This is a genomic window from Pseudobacteriovorax antillogorgiicola, from assembly GCF_900177345.1.
GTDB classification, from domain to species: Bacteria; Bdellovibrionota_B; Oligoflexia; order Oligoflexales; family Oligoflexaceae; genus Pseudobacteriovorax; species Pseudobacteriovorax antillogorgiicola.
Genome location: NZ_FWZT01000020.1, coordinates 1 through 20,291, shown reverse-complemented (window position 1 = coordinate 20,291; position 20,291 = coordinate 1). Strand labels below are relative to the sequence as shown.

Here is a 20,291-nt window from a genome sequence, read left to right as displayed (position 1 = left end):
CCAGCTCTGCGAAGCATTCCGTCATACTGGATGTTTCCATGATTTTTTAGATGGTTAGGACGCCTTTTTCGAGGCAAGATGAGCCCGGGACTGACTGATATCCTCATCAATACGGTCGAGAAAGAAGCGCCAGCGCTCTAGGTTGAGTTGCCCTTTGTCATGCCGAAGGAGTAACTCGGCCTGGAGAAACATTTCAGCTATACTATCAAAGCCCATATTGAGAGACATTCCCTTCATGGAATGGCAAAGTGATAACTCACGATCGATCTGTGAGGCTTCAATCGCCCTTTTTAATTCAGCCATCTGCTCCCGAGAGCTCGATTCGTACTGGTCAATCATCTCGCAGTAGAAGTTAATATCGCCATCGAAACGATCTTCAAGAATTCTCAAAGTTGAATCAGAGGCCTCGTCATAGTCTTTAAGATGATGAACGTTGTTGGAGCCTTCGCCACTGCGGTGGACGCCCTTTTCGATGGCCTTAAACATCGTAATTTTTTTCACAGGTTTGGCAATGTAATCGTTCATACCCGCAGCAATGCATGCCTCGCGGTCTCCCGCCATCGCATTCGCCGTCATGGCGATGATATAGGGACGCTGATCTTCGGAAACTGTTTGGATGATTTCTCTTGTCGCAGTATAGCCATCCATCACTGGCATTTGGCAATCCATAAAGCAAATATCATAGCGCTCGCGGCTTGCCATGTCCAACGCTTCCTGGCCATTGCGAGCCACCTGGATGTCCGCCTCAAGTCCATCTAAATGGTGAATCGCGACCTTTATGTTCAGATCGTTGTCATCAACCACCAAGATCCGCAGATTATCGGGAAGAGATACTTCAAAGTGGGCCTCCCCCTGAACCACGTGATGACCATGTTCCAGATCTAATTCAAAGGTAAAATGGGCTCCTTGCCCAATCGCACTTTTCACCCAGATCGAACCACCCATAGCCTCCAAAACACCACGACAGATGGCAAGCCCGAGGCCGGTCCCTTGAAAACGACGGGTGGAAGAAGCGTCCACCTGACTGAACGACTTGAATAGATGCTTCTGATCAGCTTCGCCAATTCCTATTCCGCTATCTTTCACATGGATTCGCACCCGTGAATGACCCTCTTCATGATTCATCAACTCAGCATAGAGTTGCACTGAACCCCGTTCCGTAAACTTCACCGCGTTGCTTAGTAAGTTGACTACCACCTGTCGGAGCCGATTTTCATCACTCTTGACAAACTGCGGGACCCCTGAGCCAATATCGATGTCGAGATCGATCCCTTTGAGGGAAGCCTCCTGAAAGAACATCGAAAAACAGGTCTCCAAGGTATTATGGAAGTCAAAGCTATGCTTTGTTAGATCGAGGTTTCCTGCTTCCAGGCGCGAAAAGTCTAGAATATCATTGATGAGAGTGATCAGAGTTTCACCGCAGATCTGCATCCCTTTAACGGCATCCTTTTGCTTACGATCAAGCTCACTTTCCATAAGGATTTCGCTGAAGCCGATGATACCATTCAAAGGTGTGCGGATCTCATGAGACATATTAGCGAGAAACGCTGACTTTGTATCAGCAGCTCGAAGTGCCTCACGCTCCGCTTGAATCAAGCGTTGCTCCACTTTCTTCACTTCCGTCAAGTCGTGCCAGTTCATAAGCAAGACAGGCTCGCCGTGAAGCTCCGCCAGCGACATGAGGATTTGCAGTGGGATCGTTTGCTCGCCAACCTGTACCCGTCCTTCCTGGCTAATAAACCCCTTAACCTTAATCTCTGTGAATATTTGCTCGTAGTGTTCGATAGGGTTTCGTACCGGACCATCACCAGACCCCATACTCACTTGGTGCAGGAGCTTGGCCATGCGCCCCCCTTGGGTACAACGCAACATTCTTGAAGCCGCATCGTTAAACTCAATAAGGCCCAACTTGGAAATCAGAAAGTGAGGGTCTTGGGAGTGGGTGAAGAGCACCTTAAAGCGTTCCTTATCCTGAATCTTCTGTTCAAGTTCCTCTTGAGAGGCGGTGTTTGCCTTATCATTGAGATAGGTCAGTATCCAAGTGGTAACAACCATTACAGAAATGATCACACATTTTCTTAGAATGAAGTGACTTTCCACGGACGCGCTAGCGGCTTCGTGAATACCTAAAGTGAAATAGAGGACCCACACTTCGGCCAAAGCAAGAATCATTGTGACAAAGCCCAGACGAAAGCCAAGGAACCAAGTAGAGCCCAAGGTTATCAATACTAACCAAAGAAGGTGGTTCTCCATAAAGGATGCACCACTGAGAATCGGCAATGGTACCACAAACAAGCCAAAGCCGGATATTACACAGCTGCTAAATGTCAGGCTACGGGTAAGTCGTAGGATGAGTGGAACACAAAATAGGATGCCAGCAGCCAAGGCAGACACCCAAAAATTCCAACTATCAAAGCCCACACGGAAACCGACAAGGGTGGCAATCGCGCTCATTAGCAAACCGATGGTGAATGAACTCATGACTACAAAACGGCCCCGGCGCTTTCGAACGGAGTCCCCTGATATCGATTCGGGAATAAACGCATCGACGAATGCCAGCCAGCGGGTTCTCCAAGTATTTGCAAATCCTTGAGCCATGAAACTCCCCACGGTTGTACCTATCGGGATCGGCACTGTAGGAGGCGGCAGAAGTGATTTTTAGGTAAGAAAAAAGACCTTAAAAAGGTCTTTTATATTTAATATTTACAGCATCATTTTAGTCAGCATTAAAAATCACATCCAAACCGACAAAGCCGTACTTATCCTGGTAGTCCTCACAACCAAGAGCGATGATGGTTTCCGCCTCTTTTCGGCTGTAGGTATGTGTGATTTCGATCTTCTGATTCTCGGATGAACCCGGAATCTCCTTATATGTAAGAAAGTAGTGACGCAGGCTGTTGATCACCGACTCAGGGCAAGCAGAGACATCTTCCCACATGCTGTAAATAGGGTCGTCTTTTAAAACTGCGATGATCTTATCGTCGACTTCGCCGTCATCAAGCATCCTAAAGCCACCGATGGGCACAGCTTTGAGAAGAAGGTCACCATGGGTGATTGGCTTCTCAGTGAGCACGCAGAGATCAAGAGGATCGCTGTCACCGACCAAATCCGTACGACCAAGCAAGTCGTTGGTGTATTTGGCTAGCTTTTCTCCGGAGTAAGTTCTCGGAATGAAGCCATAAAGAGACGGGACGATATTTGAAAACTTTTGTGGACGATCCACCATTAGGTAGCCGCTATCCTTATCAATTTCGTATTTAACGCGATCCGTTGGGACAATTTCAATATAGGCGTTGACCAGGGACTCATCGCCCTTGGGCCTAGCCTCCAGGCCGTGCCAGGGGTGGGGCTTGAAAACCTTCGAGATGTATTTCAGCAGCTTTTCTGCATCAACGGTCGTCATCTGTATCTTACCTTTTTATTAACAATTCAAGTCATTGAGTGGTTTCAACCACGATTCAAGAGGCCAATTATTAATGGCTTTGGCTATAGAAATCAAGGTGATCCGTAAAATTCTTTGCTTGCAACGCTCATCCGATGACTCGAACAAGATCTTCGGTTCGAGAAATATATTTCTTACTTACTTTGCCATGCCAATTCTAGGGATTCCACCTCAGCCATGCCTCTTGGGCATTGTACTCTCGTCCACTTGTTCCACCAAAGCCTCATCTTCCCGTAAGATAACAGCGTGCTTCATATCCAATCGAATCCCGATTTTGCCACCGATCTCATGCTTCTCGTGGTGACTTGAGGTGAAGCAGTGAATCAACTGCCCGCTAGGCAGCCTTAAATGGTATACCAGAAACATGCCGCGAAACGATACCTGCTCCACCGTAGCGATGGGTGCAATCTGATCGTCGTGAATGATGTCATCTGGCCTTAAAAGTACTGTAATATTCTTGCCTTTTAAAGTCTTTAGGTCCTCTTTACAGACCACTTCTCCCAGTTCCGTGAGAACACAACCATCATGAGAGACTTTTGCTGGCAGAAACGCGCTCATTCCTAAGAAGCTCGCGACCTCGCGACTTTGGGGCTTGTGATAAAGGTCATAGGATGACCCCCATTGCAGTATCTTTCCGCCCGACATCACTCCGATTTCGTCCGCTATGTCAAAAGCTTCATCCTGGTTATGAGTCACCAGCAGCGCTGTCACACCAAAATGTTCCAGCAAGGTTTTAAGTTCGTGCTTCATGCGCTCGCGCAGGTTGGAATCCAAATTGGAAAAAGGTTCATCCAGCAAGAGCAGATCGGGTTCTGGGGCGAGTGCCCTAGCCAAGGCTACACGTTGTTGCTGTCCGCCCGAAAGCTCACTAGGATATTTATGAGCATGGGCTGTAAGGTCCACCGAAGCCAGCAGCTTATCGACCTTTTCCACCTGATCCGCTTTCGACATGTGACGGATTCCAAAGCCAATATTTTCAGCAACCGTGAGATGAGGAAACAGTGCATAATCCTGAAATACGACGCCAATACGCCTTTTTTCGGGAGGAATGAACCGGGAATCGCTGCTGACAATGCGCTGATTGAGTGTGATACAGCCACCCAAAACCGGCTCAAATCCTGCTATGCAACGCAACAATGTTGTTTTGCCACAGCCGCTTGCTCCGAGCAAACAGCCGACCATGCCCTCTGTTAGCTCTAAGTTGATCTGGTTGAGGGTGGCTTGCGAGCCGTACCGATGAATTAAGTCCTCTACCTTCAAAACCACGCGACTCATGACGCCGTCTCCCGCTTAAATAGTGATACTGGGATAAGCCCCAAAAGCACCAAAATTAACGATGGCAATGCCGCCGCTTGCCACTCCCCTTCACTGATCAATTCGAAGATCTTTACGGAAAGGGTATCCCAGCCAAAGGGTCTCGTCATCAGCGTCAAGGGCATCTCCTTGATCACATCGATAAAAACTAGCACCATGGCACCAAGAATAGCTCGCCATATGAGGGGCAAATGAATCAAGCGGATTTGTTGGCTGCCGTAAACGCCAAAATTGATCGCCGCTTCATCGATTCGCGGGCTAATCCGCTCCTGCGCCGATTGGATTGCGGTGTGGCCGACTGCTAAAAACCTGATACTAAGCCCGACAACCATCGTGACCATGCCACCGGTCAGCATCAACCCAGGGTCATGACCTGTTAGTCCTTCAATAAAATCAGCAGCTACATTATCAAGCCGAACAAGTGGCAGAAAAACCCCGATAGCCAATACAGACCCAGGCAAGGCATAGCCGAGAATCGCCAGCCGGTTGGCTAGCATGACCTTACCGATAGGAAAGAATCGCTGAGCGAAAACCAAAACTACCGCACTAATAGCAACTGAAGCAGCAGTGATAGCTCCCACCAGGAACGAGTTCGTGCTGATATCTAAAAGATTAGCCCAGGAGGGAAAACCTTCCTCCACAGCCCAAACGAGCATCTGCACCACAGGTAATAAAAACGCCACCAAAAATAGTCCCCATAAGCCAGCTGCGACGAGGTAAGCATGGGATCGCTTGCGAAAGGGCATGGCCTTCCGAACGCCGTTGGCGCTCACAAACTTCTGACCCTTACGGCTCAAATAATCCATCATAAACACAAAGAAAACGATGGCGAGCAAAAGAGATGAAAGCTGAGCCGCAGTTTCTGGGGAGAAGAAGCCAAACCAAGACTTGTAGATGGCCGTAGTGAAGGTATCAACGCCAAAGATCGAAACGGTTCCAAAGTCTGCGAGGGTTTCCATCCCGACCAAGGCCAGGCTGCCAAAAATCCAAGGGCGAGCCATAGGCACCGCCAATTGCCAAAAAATCTTATTGATAGGCATGCCTAGAGATCGCCCCGCTTCGATAACCCGCCCACCCTGGCTATCAAATGCCTGACGACTCATCAGATAAACGTACGGATAAAGAGATACCGTAAGAATCCAAGCAGCACCTGGCAAGGAGCGTATTTCGAAGATTTGGCCATCGATACCGATACTGCGCAACGCGGTGTGAAACGGACCGGAGTAATCCCAGAACCCAAGATTGATAAACCCGTTTACATAAGCTGGAATTGCTAAGGGCAGGATTAGGGCTGGCCGTAGCCACCGCCGACCTGGAACTTGGTATAGGCTCAAAAACCAAGCGGACCCGACTCCAATGATAAAAGTGAGGGATAAGGTCCCTAGGAGCAGGCAAAAGGAATTGCCTAAAAGATCAAGCAGCAGATGCTCACGCAAATGCTGCCAATGTTCGCTGATCGGCAAAAGCCATGAAGCCAAGACCGCAAGGATCGGGCTCATGGCAAGCAAGGCGATGCCATAACTGGCATAACGCCACAGCGAAGATGATTTTGAGAAACGATAAAACTTCAACGATAGCCTGCGCGATCCATAAGTTTGACCGCCTTACTTTGCAGTTCTCCAGCCTTAGACACATTGATCAAGCTAGGATCGTAGGACCCCCACTTCTGGACCAAGTCTGCTGCTGGTACATTTGCCATCACAGGAAATTCAAAGTTCAACTCTGCAAACATTTTTTGAGCCTCAGCCCCTGACAACCACTCCATCAGTTTGATCGCCTCTGCCTTGTTGGAAGCATGCTTGGTGACACCTGCACCTGAGATGTTAACATGGACTCCACCATCTTTCTTAGCTGGCCAGAACAGTTTTACTGGGAACTTGGGGTCCTTGCTTTCCAGGCGAGCAAAGTAGTAACTATTGACGATGCCTACATCGCACTGCCCTGCCGCAATTGCTTCTAGGACGGCGGTATCATTAGGAAATACCTTGGTTGCAAGGTTGCTTACCCAACCTTTGACGATAGCTTCGGTCTTTTTCTCTCCGTGAGAGGCTATAAACATAGCCACCAAAGACTGGTTATAGACTTTCTTTGATGTCCTCAGGCAAAGCTTGCCTTTCCATTTTGGATCGGCAAGGTCCTCGTAATTGGTCAGACTTTCAGGCTTCACACGTTTGGTACTGTAGGCAATGGTTCGGGCTCTTACTGACAGACCAAACCACTGGTTTTCTGGATCTCTTAGATGGGCTGGAATATGACTCTCCAAGGTCTTGCTTGCCACCCCTTGAAGAATTCCTTGGTCGGCAGCACTCCAAAGATTTCCCGCATCCACAGTGAAGAGCAAGTCAGCCTTGGTGCGTTTGCCTTCGCCCTTGATGCGTTCCATCAAGGCTCCTGCCTTGTCGGTAATATATGTGATCTTGACGCCAGTCTTCTTTTCATAGGCTTCAAACAGGGGCTTCACCAGATGCTCTTTACGAGCGGTATAGATGACAACCTCTTTTTTTGCAGCATGGGCGAGAGCCGAAAAACCCAACCCGACGGTGATGATACTAGCAGCTATTCGTTTCACGCAGGACCTCTACTTAGTTATGAGACTCATTTTCAATATCGGTTATGCTAGGGCAATTACCACTTGAAAGAAACGGGAAATTGATAATTAGTCTCATTTTAGGATTATTACAAGTATATTGTCAGGTTGCCTGATACCACTGGCTTTTAAGGAAATTCAACTCAAGACTTTACAATAGCGTACCGATTGTCTAGTGTACTAGCTGACTAGATCACTACTAAGGTGGATCATGTGGATTATAGATCATAAAAGTGGGCCTGTTTACAAACAGTTAGCCGATCAAGTGGTAGCCAAGCTTGCCAGCGGCGAGATGAAGCCGGGGGATCGCCTGCCCTCCACCCGCGATCTGGCCCGCGATGCGATGGTCAATCCGAACACTGTGGTGAGTGCCTACAACGAACTCGAAGCCCGCAAGATTATAGAAAAGCGACGGGGTCTTGGCTCCTACATCCGTGATGACGCTGATGTCGGGCGCCTACGACTCAACTTATTGGTTAAATACAGCAACGACTTCCTAAGAAAAGTCGAAAGCCTCGGACTCACCGCGGAACAAGCGGTGATGCAACTTAAGAATATGAGGAATTTATGATCGCCCAGTTTGAAAATGTCACAAAGATCTACCGGGGGGAGGCAGGGCTCAAATCGGCCACATTCTGCCTCAACCAGGGAGATGTTGTGGGGCTTTTCGGCCTTAATGGCTCTGGAAAGACCACAACTCTAAAACTACTGTCAGGGCTGCTTCACCCCGACCGGGGACAGATCCGTATCGAGGGCCAAGACCCGCGGAAGGCAAGGGACTCAATTTCTTACCTTGGGGACAAAGCTTCGTTTCATCAATGGATGACTCCTCAGCATGTGGAAGATTTCATGGCTGGCCTATACCACCAGTTTGACCGTGAGCGCTTTAGGACCATGATTCATACTTTAACGGTGCCCAATAGCCCTATTGGCCAGATGTCTAAGGGACAAAGCCAGCGTTTGCGGCTGGTTGCTACCATGGCTAGAAAAGCGCGGCTCTACCTTCTCGATGAGCCCCTATCCGGAATCGATTTGGTCTCCCGTGAAATGATCATTAAGGAGCTGATTGCTACTTGGGATCAGGAATCGGTGATCCTGCTATCGACCCACGAGATCCGCGAGGTGGAAACCTTTTTCGATCGCGGCATCTACCTCAAGGATGGTCAGATGGTTGGCAATTTTCGTGGTGAGGATTTGAGGGCCCAAGGTAGTGGCTTCACCGACGAATTCATTAAGATCAATGGAGGCTCCCAGGTATGACCCAGCTTTTCTATACACTCTTATGGCTGGAAGCCAGGCGTTTGCGCATTCATATCACCCTACTACTGATCGCATTTGGTCTCTTGCTCCTCTGGCTCGGCATCGACTTCGGGACATTTTCAAACTTTGAGTACCAATTTGAATCCAGTGGTGACGGCAGCGGCTTCATGGACTCGCTCAACAGCTTATCGATGGAAACTCTGATAGCGGCTCTTGGTATCGTCGTTCCCTCATTTTCTTGCTTAGCTTTCGGCAGCTTGTTGCTCATGATAGCCCCTTTTAGAAGCCCACAAGAGTGGCAGCAAGGGCACTTTCAGATGCTCAAGATGTCCAGCTGGAGCCAGTATCACATTCAATGTGCGCGGTTTCTGATTTACCTGCTCTTGGCATTGGTCTTCTTTGTGCCAGTGATCGCAACCGGTGCCATGGCCCTTGCCAGCGACGATACAATCAATATTCCCTATGTAACCCAAGACTTTATTATTCTTGGCGCTTTTACCGTGCTCTCCTCGTTGCCCTTGACCATGGCCGTAGGTATGGTGATTGATGCGACAAGGACAGCCTATTATCTGCGTGGCATTCACTTTCTCGTGACATTTATTCAGTTCGCTGGCTGGGTTGCGCTCCTTAACCTTGGGCAAAAGAGCATCGCTGCCCTTAATGTCGCGGTTCTGCCACCAATTCAACTTAAAAGTCATCAGATACTACCGCCAGGCACTTGGGAAGGACCCACCCAGCTCTATTGGGAGCCAATGATCATTTCGTGGATCATTGCTTGGGGCTTCGCAGTACTGAGTGGACGAATTCAAGAGGAGGCGGAAGCATAATGGGAATCGGCGATATCTTTGTTTTGATCATGAGCGGCTTAAGCATCTGGAAGATTTGGGATGGGACCAGTAGTCTGACCGCTCGTCTAATGATGTTTGGCTTTTTAGGCTTTATCTTGAGCAGCCTCTATCTTTAACTGATCTGTGAGACTTTCGGGTCTCACGTTCACCAATCAGCGCCACGCACAACGAATCGCCGAGGAAGCCGCAGAATTGGATGCCTCAGCCGAGTCATGCAGGCCATGACGCAAATGGTTAAATTCGATGTAAAAAAGCTAGAAGTTGCTTATCATAGCTAAGCCGCATGGAGGGGTAACCTTTGGCTCAAGACTTATCTCAAAATAAAGAAAACGCGCAGGCATTTTACGACCTGATGTTCAACAAGTGCCGTCCAAGGGAAGCTATCGAAACCTATGTCGGGGATAGCTATATTCAACACAACCCAGATGTTGGAGACGGGAAGGAAGCATTTATCGATTACTTTGAAAAAATGGCTGTCGAGTACCCTAACAAAAAAGTGGAGTTTAAGCGCGTCCTAGCCGAGGGCGACCATGTTGTTCTTCACTGCCATCAGACTTGGCCTGGAGACAAAGACTACGCTGGGATCGATATTTTTAGATTTGATAGCAATGGAAAAATCGTGGAGCACTGGGATGTTCTACAAGTTATTCCCGATCACTCAAGTAACTCAAATACCATGTTTTAATGGCTCCAAAAGGCCTGACCGAAAACTAAAAGCCAGGTGGATCGGTCAAGAAATACCAACGACAAAGCCTTGATTAATTCAGTTATCAAAATTTTTGAAATCAAGTGACCAATGATCCTTCATCCACTCACATGTCCACTTCTCATATAAATTTATCTCAGATTCTTCAATGTACTTAGGGAATAGACCTTTCTCTTTTAATTTTTTCAATCCCCTATTCAAAGCCTCTTTGAAATTTTCGCTTTTTGATCTATTTTTAGGAAAAATAACGCCAAGACCATCAACCTTTAGAGGTTTATTGTGAAAGACTATCTTTTTTCTTTGTTCCTTTGAAAGCTTCTCTCGGATTAGGCAAATACCAACCTCTTTGGCAACGGGAAAAAGATCGATCCTTTTGAGGACCAGCCTTTTCATATTCTGTTCATCACTTGAGGAAATTTCGGCTTTTATAAGTCCTTTATCGATCATTTCCTGTAGTGCCTTCGTATACGCAAAGCTCCGTGTTAATCCAAGAACGTAAGGTTTTAAATCATTCATCTCCGACCAGTCAAATAAGGTAGCTTTGTGGTGAAAGATCATCTGTTCTTGCTCCAAAACATCATCAGAAAAATAGAATAGCTTTTTTCTCTTATCTGTTCGCGCCCAGCCGATTGATCCATCATGTATCCCTCGCTTAACGTCATTGTAAGCGCGTGCCCATGGTTTGAAGCTGATCTGGGCTCTATACCCTTCAAGTTCAAATGCTTTGGTTACTATCCTTGCAAAGACGCCTTGGAAGTCAAATTCACTTGAAAGGTACGGACACCATTCACCAGTAACCAGTGATACTTCCCCTTTGGGGTAACTTGGTTTCGAGTAAAGGGTTGCGCTGATCAATACTAAAAAGCTAAATTTTATGACTAACATGTTTCTTCTCAATGATATCTATACATGTTTTATATTGAGGTATAGTAAATGGGAAGGTAAAATTTTAATTTTCGAGACGATAAGCTGACAGATAAGCCCTGACGTGTAAATTCTCTGTTCAAGAACCCTTTCGGGTCTGGCATCTCAAATTCATCGTAGTAAAGTAGGAAGCGAAGTGGGTGAATTCTCTAGGCGTCCCATGATCATCTAAATTTATTATAATTTTAGATACTGATCGTTACATTTATCGGTCAATCGCCTAAGTTTACAAAGCTAATCTAACGTTCCTTTTCAATATGCTGCGAAGATCAATGGTCTTCACCCTTACTGTTTTGGATGATTTCAGCAACTATCGAGATCGTTCATCCACGGTCTCATCAAGAACCACGAACCCACTTTAACAGCGATACAAAACCTCATTTACTCTGTAAAATGAGGTTTTTTTATCCAGCCATAACGCGAAGATTGGGATTTTCAGACACTTTCATAGAGAAAATTCCCCGTTGAAAGTTAGGTCTTGAAGCGATCCTCCGATACCCCGGAGGTCAGACGTTTTTTTGGCGAGGATCTTTATGATACGTATTACCGGAATCATTCTTGGCATTTTCCTTTGTGGATTCGAAGCCTATGCCTTTCGCCACGGGCCAAGTTCCGCAGGCATGCAAAATGCTGCGGAAGAGCTGCAAAAGGTCCGCGTCATTAATGAATCATGGCAGGCCTATTGGGGTGACTTTTACGAACCTCAGGATTTACGATCCCTTGAAACGCGAAAGCCTGACGGCTGGGTAAAGCTTGACAATCTCAACCCCGCTAGCGCTCCTAGCAACCCCGAAGGCCTTCGTCACGGAACCTTCCGCACCCAACTTGCAGTGGATCCCAAGGCAGGTCCCTATGGGGTGTATATTCCGGTCCTTCGTGGAGCATCCAAGGTTTGGATTAATGACAAGTTGTACATATCAGAAGGCGTTCCTGGAAGCTCAGCAGATGCAGAAACTCCTAAGATGAAGGTGAATGTTATCAAGATCGCCCCTGAGTCCAGCATCCTCGACATTGTAGTCCACCATTCCAGCTATAACTTTTTCCTCATGGGCAACTACATGCCCATGAAGTATGGGCCCTATGATAAGATCGATGAGTGGCGCGATGGTGCTATTCTGCGTGATGTATTCGTCTTAAGTTCAGTCTTAATTATGGCGTTTTACCATTTCGCCCTCTACCTCCTTCGAACCCAGCGCAAAGAGCCCCTATTCTTCGGTATATTTTGTATGGCATTGATGGTCATCACCAGTGTTCGTGGTGAAGGCACCCTACTGTTTCACTTTTTTGAAAACCCCAACACAATCCTTTTCTATCGATTTGACTTTATTGCCTTTCCGGTTGCTGTGGGAGTCATGTTCTATTACTGTCGCCTTCTCTACCCCGAGCAAATTTGGGCATGGCTTGTTAAAACTATTCTGTCGTTCTCTGCCATATTTTTTGCGGTAGTCGCGTTTGCTCCGACATACTATGCAGAGCTAGCTCTGATGCCTTATCAGCTAAGCGCTGTTCTTGGCGGCTTCACACTCCTCTTTTTACTCGGCAAAGCCGTTCGAAAGAAAGAGGAGGGTTCCTTGCTTTTCTGCCTCGGTTTCGCTGCGATTCTAGTTGGCTCCATCAACGACATTCTCAGCATTCAAGGGGTGATCGACACCATTGTGATCTCTCACATGTCTCTTTTCACGTTTATCTTGCTACAATCAATTCTCCTATCAAAGCGATTCTCTAAAGCATTTGCCATGCTTGAGGTTGCTAGAGCGGAGATACGCGAACTGAATGCCGGCCTCGAAAAGAAGGTTGAAGATCGTACTAAAACCATTCGGATGATCTTAGATCACGTTCAATCAGGTTTCCTACTTGTGGACCAAACCCTATCGATCCAACCGGGCTTCACCAAGTCATGCTCCGTGATTCTTGGTCAAGACGTTAAGGCGGGAACAAACTTTTTAAGCCTTTTCGATATCAATGACCGCGACCGTGTGAACATGCAGATGAGTATGGAGCAGGTTTTTGACGATATCTTTCCCGAAGAGGTTAGCATCGGTCAGATCAAGAACCGCCAGCCGATTGGTGACCGTCAAATTCTCCTACAAATGGCTGTGATTCGTGATGAGAACGATCAGGTGAAATGGCTTCTTATCACCGTGAACGACGCCACCCATACGGTAAAAATGGAAAAAGAAGCCAAACTCAGCCAAACCCTTCTTAAGATCCTTCAGTCTCAAGTGAACTTTAAGTCCTTGCTGCGCGAGTCTCTCCGGGATCTAGAGCAAGCTAAAAACTTGGTCGACCAAGAAGGCCAAAAAGATATCCGAATCTTATTGCACACTCTCAAAGGCAACTTTGCTGCCTATGGCCTAGACGACATCGCCCACCAAATCCACAAGATGGAAGATAGTCCGACCTTAACCGCGGATCATCTCGACGAACTGATAGCCAGTATCCATCAATTTCTGGAAGCCCATAGCGATATTCTTCATATTGACCCAGGTAGTCTCGATGAAAAGGTCTACCGATTATTTGATAATGACTTCTCTACGCTCCAAGAGCAACTGGAAGCTAACGGTGCATCCCAAGCCTTGCTCAACCTTTGCAGCTCTTGGATTGACAAAGCTAAGAAGGTTTCGTTCTCCGATCTGGTAGGTCCAATCAACAAAAATACCTTACGGATTGCCAAACAAGTGGGCAAGGATATCGAGTTCGTTATGGAAGGAGGCGAAGAGCCAATAGATCCCGAGCGCCTGCAATATGTGGTACACAGCTTGATTCACTTGATACGCAACAGCATCGACCATGGGATTGAGGAGGCCTACGAGCGGGGCGATAAAAGTGAAACGGGACATATTAGAATCAAGGTTTGGCGGGAAAGTAATCGATTCCATATCGATGTTGGTGATGATGGCCGCGGCATCGACCCGGAGATTATCAAGAAAGTTGCCATGAGCAAGGATCTGATCAATGAAGAGCAGGCTGCCGAGATGAGTCGCGAGGACATTCTTAAATTGATTTTCAGGCCAGGCTTTTCCACCCGTGACGAGGTTTCAGCACTTTCAGGGCGAGGAGTTGGCATGTCTGCCCTTGAAGAAGCCGTGCTAGAACTTGGTGGTAAGATCAATATTGAAACAGAGAAGGGAGCGGGCACCACCTTCCATATTTCGGTGCCCGAAGAGACTGGTGCCATGGAGATGGCTGCTTAGCCCTTTAGTTTCGGCGACCATAAGTCTGCATATCGTAATGAAGGAAAAACTCAGCGCGGCGAGGAGCGCGCTTTTTGCCTTTCACTTTCGCGTAGTACTCAGCTTCTCCAAGCCACTCCAAATGGAGCCGACTGGCATCAATACTAGCCTTCACAAAGTATCGCTTGACCGCCAATGCTCGTTTCCGAGACAGCGCACGATTGTAAAGAAACGAACCGGTTGGGTCAGCGTGGGTTCTGACAATAATTCGCGCAAGGGGGTCCACCATCATGCCTCTGATGATGCGATCCAAGACTTGCTTTGATTTGTCGCTAACGGACGCACTGTTCACTTCGAACTGAATGTACAGATTACTTGGGTTATAAGGTTGGTATCGGCTTTCGATGCCATACTCTGGCACTTCGCTTTCATCAAGCAAAGCAGCCTGATCATCAAACTCAGACTCCTCGTTTACCATCGGTAAAGGTTCAATTTGCGCCTCACCATGAACGAGGAAACAACCCTGAAGCAGGGCGAAGGCCAAAAGGCAGATTCTCATATATTCCTCCAAAGGCATTTCCTACCTTCACTATCGGCGATCCTCAAATTCGACTCCACTTTTCTTCGAACGATGGGGATTATAAAAGTATATTCAGCCACTTAGCGATCACGCAGATATGGGAATTAAATCAAAATCAGCCGTCAAAGGCAGAATTCGTCATGGGAATTATTACTTCGATGGAGTACTCCGTTTCAATGAAATCTTGCTCATATTATTGAAGTTTATGGTGCTGAAATGTAAACAAGTTTTTGGATGCTTCGCCCTCAAGGCTGACCACATTGAGCCGGTGGTTGATCCTGAAGTTGGGTTCGTTTCCATTGGTGAATATGCAGAACGCCTGTTTTGTTCAGCTGACAATTACCAAATGCTTTGCAAGCCATGTCATGATTTTAAATCGAAGAAAGAAAATGCTCTGCGTCGAAGGCTCCCACCCATACAAACACGAAGGCAAATGCATGATCATCAGCCATAGCAGCCATAAACTGAGTATTGAAGTCTATTCCTAGGATTCCTAGCAAGCCTATGACCATTAGAGTGTAGCCAATAATTTTACCTGGAATAATAAACTTGGTTCTAAAATCTTTCATTAGCTATTTCCTTCTCTATTATATAGGAAAGCAAGTTTTGATTTCGGCGCAACCGCCGCTACCAGTACTATCCGGCCAATCACGAACTTCGGACCATCCATTTCGCATTCTAAATTCAGTTTCTCGAACATATGGTTCAGTGTAGTCAACCTTAGGACCGGGTATTGTCGGTCCATCTCCACCGCTGCCACTGTTAGACTTATTCTTTTTCTTTTTTCGCACCCTCTCAAGCTCCTGCTTATATACCTCTTTTTTCACAACATCGATACAGCCAATTGATGCTGCTAAACAAGAGATAGCTGCCCCGACTGGGTTCACCGTTATTATGCTCCAAACACACCCAGCACCACCAATTGCACACAGAACCGCGCTTTTATTGGATTCCCATTCTTCCATACTATCAAGTATTAGTTGTTCTTCAGTTTTACTCTCTTGCTCCTTAAACTCCTGAGATGAAACTAGTTTGTACCTAACCAAGCCAATTGAAATATCATTTCTATCATAAGCTAACTTTGCAGAAGTCGCTTTTTTATGAAGTTCAGGTGGAACATAAACATCGATTTTCCCAAAGTACGAGTTGCCTTCAATGACTGAAATAATACAGTCCGTTGCATCGTCAAAGCATACCTTGGTGCGCGTTACATTTGCTATATTGAGAGTGAAAATACTCGCATTAATTGACCGAAGATCAGTGGCATTGGATACGACAAGTCCACTATCAGTTTGCATTATGTAATGCTCAGGATAACCCAGGACTCGGTGGTAGCGGCGGTAATCGTGGTCAAGATGGAATTGCTGATGATTACATGGACCTATAGCAAGCCATGCCTCCCTCCCAATTTTCTTGGGGGGAGGCGCTTTTAAAAAATCAGGAATTCTCTGGGTAGGACACAACCTTAGCCAAGGACGCCTCTCTCATTTCTGCCTTGAGTTGCTGTAACTTGTCTCCTAGGGCTTGGTCGCACTCAGCTCCTCCAAATCCACAGATCTGTGCAGCCAGAAGCCCAGCGTTGTAGGCTCCCCCAATGGCGACCGTGGCAACGGGAACTCCTTTGGGCATCTGAACGATGGACCATAAGGCATCTTCACCTTGCTTATAACCAATGGGCACAGGAACCCCAATCACTGGCAGCGGCGTATGAGCTGCTACCATCCCAGGCAAGTGAGCAGCCCCACCAGCACCAGCAATGATTACTTGAATGCCGCGACTTCTTGCACCTTCGGCAAACTGAGCCATCTCTTGCGGGGTTCGGTGAGCTGAGACCACCTTCAGTTCAAAGGCAATGTCCAGTGACGACAAGGCGTCGGCAGCCTGCCTCATCACTGGAAAATCTGAATCGCTCCCCATGATAATGGCGACTCTTGGCTTAGGGGATGATGGTGAAGTCATGTTTTTTCCTACTTATCTTTAAAGTGTTGCTGCCATTGCTCTAGGCTCTTATCAATATCTACCAATCTTTTTTCCAACTCGCCTTTGTTGACGCCGCTGACGTTGATATGCCCCATTTTTCGCATGGGACGTAGCTGCTTTTTACCGTACCAGTAGCTTGTCGCTGCGGCCACTTGGATCTTGGGCTCTTGAGCCGGACCGCGATAAGCGGGGCCGCCCAAAACGTTGATCATACCCCAATAGCCTTCCACCTTGCTCGATCCCAAGCTTTGGCCCACGCAGGCACGAACATGATTTTCAAATTGCGAACAAACCGCCGCATCTGATGTGTAATGCCCTGAGTTGTGGACTCGTGGGGCGAATTCATTGACAAGTAGATCCTGGGATTTTGTAAAGAAAAACTCTAGCGCAAAGCTACCAACGAGGCCTAGGTGCTCCGCTACCTTGCGACAAGAGGCTTCTGCTGCCTCTGAAATCTCTCTTGAGACACCCCATTCTGATGCTGGAACCTTCACAGTATGACAGACACCCTGTTTTTGTTGGGTCTCCACCAAAGGATAGAAGGTCATGTTACCAGCTCCGTCACGACAGGCTACCATCGCTAACTCGCGCTCGTAAGGGACAAAGGCCTCCGCATAGACCACACTGCCCTTCCCGATGGCTTTCTCACAAAAAATAAGAGCTGCCTTGTGAGCAGCTCCATGACAATCCTCTGGATGTGGGACGACGTGAACACCGATTCCATCGTAGCCCTCCCGAGCCCACTTTAAGACAAAGCCTCCCGAAAACTCGGCTACGGCCGCATCCACAAAGCTTGCGACCGCCTCATAGGAATCGCTCGGGATAGCCGCCGAGGTAGCGATACTTAAGGAATTAAATAGCTGTTTTTGCTGCCATTTATCAGCTCCTACGTCCATCGCCCGGAGATCCGGTGCGAAGACCGTGGGTTCCCCTTCGGCGATACTGGCAAGCAGTGCCGTGTCAATAAACTCACTCTCGAACATCACTACATCCACGTCTTTCAGAAATACTGTCAGCCGTTGACGATCATCGAGTGGGCCAATAAGCACTCGATCTGCATCTGCGCAAGCGGGATCATCTTCATGTTTGGCGTAAATATGGACTGGGTAACCTAAGGAACGAGCAGACTGGGTGAGCAATAGGGCAAGTTGGCCACTGCCTAAAATTCCAAGCCTTGGATTCTGAGTCATGGTACTCCCTAACTGAGTTAGAGCCTTGCGGCAAAAACAGGCGGTTGATGCCCATCTCTATACGTATCTCAGCGCAGGGATTCAAGTAGTAATTAGAAGTTTTTCCCTGGGGCCGTTGACTCGCGGTTTTCAGAAATCATCATTTCACTGGCCCGCATTAGTTTTCAGGCTGGTAAATAGCAGCCCCTGCGATAAAAAAGCCCTTGGTTTTGTGAATAACCTTACTTTTTGTATGGATACCCTTAGTACCGGCGTTCATCGGCCTGACCAGGCAAAGTTACACACCAAACCTGCAACTTATTTCTTTTCGATAATCACCTGTTTTTAATTATCAATTAAGCCTCTTTAAAAAGCGAGACAAGCTCTTCCGAAACTAACGTCACACGAATTTGATTCTAGCGAGTTTTATCTAGTGACTTCGATATGATTTAGTATCACGTTTGCTTGATTTAAGTGTGAATATCATGACGATCACTATCTACTCATTCAATCGCCAACGGAAGAGGGTATTCAATGCAGAAAGAACGGAGAGAAAGTTGGAATATAGAGGGGATCAGGAATGCCAAAGAAAGTATCAGTCAAGAGCTTCTGCCATTCTTGAAGAATGAGTGGTATAAGCAGGCCGTTGAGCACTGTCTGTGTAAAATATTACCTCTCGAAGGAAATCTGCACTGTGATTTGAAAATAGTGTGCTACATAATTAGCACCTTGAATCTTATATCACTTTCAAAAGAAACCACATCCGAATTCAAGACTCTCGTGGGGAAGCTAGAGAAGATTGCAGAAGCGCTACTGAGTAAGAACAATGTTAAGCCCGGTAGGTCAAGGCTCAGCTTTTTGTATGGGGAATTGAAGCAAGGCGTTGCTGCAGTTGTCAAAAAAGATGGACATACTTGGGAAGCTTTATGGGAGTCAAGCCTGGGACTATTCCTTTCCCGTGGCTGCGCACATCCCATACTTCCTTTTCAGCATATCAACTTTGCTTTGCAAACCATTGATAGGGGCTTTCCTACCAGGGTTATGGAGCTTATCGATGAAATGAGCACTGGGCTTGAATCAGAAAGTGATCGGAGCTACCTGGAGCTAATTCGTATCAAAGCTCTTAGGCTTTCGGGGCATCATGGTCAATGCGAAGAGCTTATCAATGCCCAGATTAAAAAGCATGGTGAAAGCCCCCGGCTACTATGGGAATGGCACTACACTCAGGCTATCCTTACGGGAGAATCTAAAGACCTGCACCGATTCCTGTTTGGCAAAGGCAAGAAAAATATCGAGTATCTTGAAGCCTATATGAAATATGCATTCTGGATCAAAGCCCAACCAAGAAAGTCATATTTAAAGCTATGCCCGAAAGTTTCGACGCTCAAGCGACTTCTGAAGTCAGAGACGAACAATGTACGGTTTAAGAAACTTTTCAAAGTTCTTAGTGCCATTGAAGATGCCTATGACACCAACGTACCGATGGTAAAGCGAATCGATAAAATTGGCCGGGTGATGGCTGTTATCGAGACTCTAGAGGCTGAATATCGAATCTTGTCTCTAGCAGCAATCCTACGTTTTTTGAACCAACGACAAAAACAAATGGCTTCGTTATTTCATGGTGAATACAAATCCCATTCCCTGAAGCTAAGTGAGGGCCGAGATTCAGATGTACTGAACCTATTTGGTAGTTCGAGCGACCTAGAAGTCATAAAGCCATTCTATGATAGCCTTCATAGCATTCCAGAAAAAGAAACAACGTTAGCAAGAGCCAACCCGTCCCATACCTATCTATTCAAGCCTCTTGGGAATCGGGATATTATATGGACGGAAGCTTCGTAGTAGCAGCTCCCCGTTGCGACCAGCGATGCTTTAAACGTCAAGCTTGATCCTTTGGGGAGGGATCAAGCTTTGAAACATTAACTGAGCTTTGGTTTTGACAGGGCTAAATTTTTGGCTTAGCACTATCAAAACGGTGACTTTGGCTATTCGTGAGCACTATAAACAGCGCTTTAAAAAGCCTTCCATAGTACTGTAGAAATCAAATTTATTTTCTTCATTGCGGAAACCATGCCCCTCGTTTTCCTTGACCATATATTCGACTTCAATGCCTCGTTTTTTCAAGGCTTCGACCATCTGATCAGATTCTGATTTTTTGACTCGGGGGTCCTTAGCCCCTTGGGCGATAAATAGTGAAGCCTTTATTTTATCAACCCTAATCCGAAATAAAATACTACTTGACAGGCATTGAGTTATTGGCTGATTTGATAATCGTCAATTCGACACTCATCACCCATTTTCCCAAATT

Annotated in this window: 17 protein-coding genes and 1 pseudogene; 6 read left to right on the top strand and 12 right to left on the bottom strand. The window is 46.9% G+C overall.

Annotated elements, in window-relative coordinates; all coding sequences use genetic code 11:
* Positions 1 to 54: 54 nt before the first annotated feature.
* From B9N89_RS22205 to B9N89_RS22185, 5 genes are all read right to left on the bottom strand, one after another.
* Positions 55 to 2,598: an ATP-binding protein gene (locus tag B9N89_RS22205; protein ID WP_132322967.1), complete on the bottom strand. Its 2,544-nt coding sequence runs from the start codon at positions 2,596 to 2,598 to the stop codon at positions 55 to 57.
* Between the two features lie 118 nt (positions 2,599 to 2,716).
* Positions 2,717 to 3,403 carry an inorganic pyrophosphatase gene (locus B9N89_RS22200; protein WP_132322969.1) on the bottom strand — a complete coding sequence of 229 codons (687 nt, stop codon included), beginning with the start codon at positions 3,401 to 3,403 and terminating at the stop codon, positions 2,717 to 2,719.
* 210 nt (positions 3,404 to 3,613) lie between these two features.
* Positions 3,614 to 4,717, bottom strand: coding sequence for an ABC transporter ATP-binding protein (locus B9N89_RS22195; protein WP_132322971.1), 1,104 nt, complete (start codon positions 4,715 to 4,717; stop codon positions 3,614 to 3,616).
* Positions 4,714 to 6,327 carry an ABC transporter permease gene (locus tag B9N89_RS22190; RefSeq protein WP_132322973.1) on the bottom strand — a complete coding sequence of 538 codons (1,614 nt, stop codon included), beginning with the start codon at positions 6,325 to 6,327 and terminating at the stop codon, positions 4,714 to 4,716. Before B9N89_RS22190 ends, B9N89_RS22195 begins: the two co-directional genes overlap by 4 nt.
* A complete protein-coding gene (locus B9N89_RS22185) occupies positions 6,324 to 7,325 on the bottom strand; it encodes an extracellular solute-binding protein (RefSeq protein WP_132322975.1) in 1,002 nt (333 codons plus the stop codon). Before B9N89_RS22185 ends, B9N89_RS22190 begins: the two co-directional genes overlap by 4 nt.
* A gap of 229 nt (positions 7,326 to 7,554) precedes the next feature.
* Here B9N89_RS22185 and B9N89_RS22180 point away from each other — a divergent pair, with 229 nt between their 5' ends.
* The 4 genes from B9N89_RS22180 (at position 7,555) to B9N89_RS22165 (ending at position 10,136) form a co-directional block, all read left to right on the top strand.
* Positions 7,555 to 7,914 carry a GntR family transcriptional regulator gene (locus B9N89_RS22180; protein ID WP_132322977.1) on the top strand — a complete coding sequence of 120 codons (360 nt, stop codon included), beginning with the start codon at positions 7,555 to 7,557 and terminating at the stop codon, positions 7,912 to 7,914.
* Complete coding sequence (locus B9N89_RS22175; protein ID WP_132322979.1) at positions 7,911 to 8,603, top strand: ATP-binding cassette domain-containing protein; 693 nt, start codon at positions 7,911 to 7,913, stop codon at positions 8,601 to 8,603. Before B9N89_RS22180 ends, B9N89_RS22175 begins: the two co-directional genes overlap by 4 nt.
* Complete coding sequence (locus B9N89_RS22170) at positions 8,600 to 9,430, top strand: hypothetical protein (protein ID WP_132322981.1); 831 nt, start codon at positions 8,600 to 8,602, stop codon at positions 9,428 to 9,430. Before B9N89_RS22175 ends, B9N89_RS22170 begins: the two co-directional genes overlap by 4 nt.
* Before the next feature lie 319 nt (positions 9,431 to 9,749).
* On the top strand, positions 9,750 to 10,136 hold the full coding sequence (locus B9N89_RS22165; protein ID WP_132322983.1) for a nuclear transport factor 2 family protein: 387 nt from the start codon (positions 9,750 to 9,752) through the stop codon (positions 10,134 to 10,136).
* Positions 10,137 to 10,214: 78 nt separating this feature from the next.
* On the opposite strand, the gene B9N89_RS22160 is transcribed toward B9N89_RS22165, so the two are convergent.
* Entirely contained in the window at positions 10,215 to 11,042 is an 828-nt protein-coding gene (locus tag B9N89_RS22160) for a substrate-binding periplasmic protein (RefSeq protein ID WP_132322985.1), read from the bottom strand.
* A 572-nt stretch (positions 11,043 to 11,614) separates the two neighbouring features.
* Between B9N89_RS22160 and B9N89_RS22155 the strand changes: the two genes are divergently transcribed.
* Positions 11,615 to 14,275 carry a 7TM diverse intracellular signaling domain-containing protein gene (locus B9N89_RS22155; RefSeq protein ID WP_132322987.1) on the top strand — a complete coding sequence of 887 codons (2,661 nt, stop codon included), beginning with the start codon at positions 11,615 to 11,617 and terminating at the stop codon, positions 14,273 to 14,275.
* A 4-nt stretch (positions 14,276 to 14,279) separates the two neighbouring features.
* Here B9N89_RS22155 and B9N89_RS22150 read toward each other — a convergent pair whose 3' ends face one another.
* From B9N89_RS22150 to B9N89_RS22130, 5 genes are all read right to left on the bottom strand, one after another.
* Positions 14,280 to 14,813, bottom strand: coding sequence for an OmpA family protein (locus tag B9N89_RS22150; protein ID WP_159455559.1), 534 nt, complete (start codon positions 14,811 to 14,813; stop codon positions 14,280 to 14,282).
* Positions 14,814 to 15,205: 392 nt separating this feature from the next.
* The gene (locus B9N89_RS22145) at positions 15,206 to 15,403 is read right to left on the bottom strand and encodes a hypothetical protein (RefSeq protein WP_132322991.1); all 198 of its coding nucleotides are present in this window, start codon (positions 15,401 to 15,403) and stop codon (positions 15,206 to 15,208) included.
* 18 nt (positions 15,404 to 15,421) lie between these two features.
* On the bottom strand, positions 15,422 to 16,132 hold the full coding sequence (locus B9N89_RS22140; protein ID WP_132322993.1) for a hypothetical protein: 711 nt from the start codon (positions 16,130 to 16,132) through the stop codon (positions 15,422 to 15,424).
* Positions 16,133 to 16,271: 139 nt separating this feature from the next.
* Positions 16,272 to 16,793: a 5-(carboxyamino)imidazole ribonucleotide mutase gene (purE, locus tag B9N89_RS22135; protein ID WP_132322995.1), complete on the bottom strand. Its 522-nt coding sequence runs from the start codon at positions 16,791 to 16,793 to the stop codon at positions 16,272 to 16,274.
* A gap of 8 nt (positions 16,794 to 16,801) precedes the next feature.
* Positions 16,802 to 18,004, bottom strand: coding sequence for a 5-(carboxyamino)imidazole ribonucleotide synthase (locus B9N89_RS22130; protein ID WP_132322997.1), 1,203 nt, complete (start codon positions 18,002 to 18,004; stop codon positions 16,802 to 16,804).
* Between the two features lie 513 nt (positions 18,005 to 18,517).
* On the opposite strand from B9N89_RS22130, the gene B9N89_RS22125 reads away from it, so the two are divergent.
* Entirely contained in the window at positions 18,518 to 19,825 is a 1,308-nt protein-coding gene (locus B9N89_RS22125) for a hypothetical protein (RefSeq protein ID WP_132322999.1), read from the top strand.
* Positions 19,826 to 19,981: 156 nt separating this feature from the next.
* On the opposite strand, the pseudogene B9N89_RS32480 reads toward B9N89_RS22125, so the two are convergent.
* Positions 19,982 to 20,197, bottom strand: a pseudogene (locus B9N89_RS32480) (alpha/beta hydrolase family protein); the annotation flags it as partial.
* Positions 20,198 to 20,291: the final 94 nt, after the last annotated feature.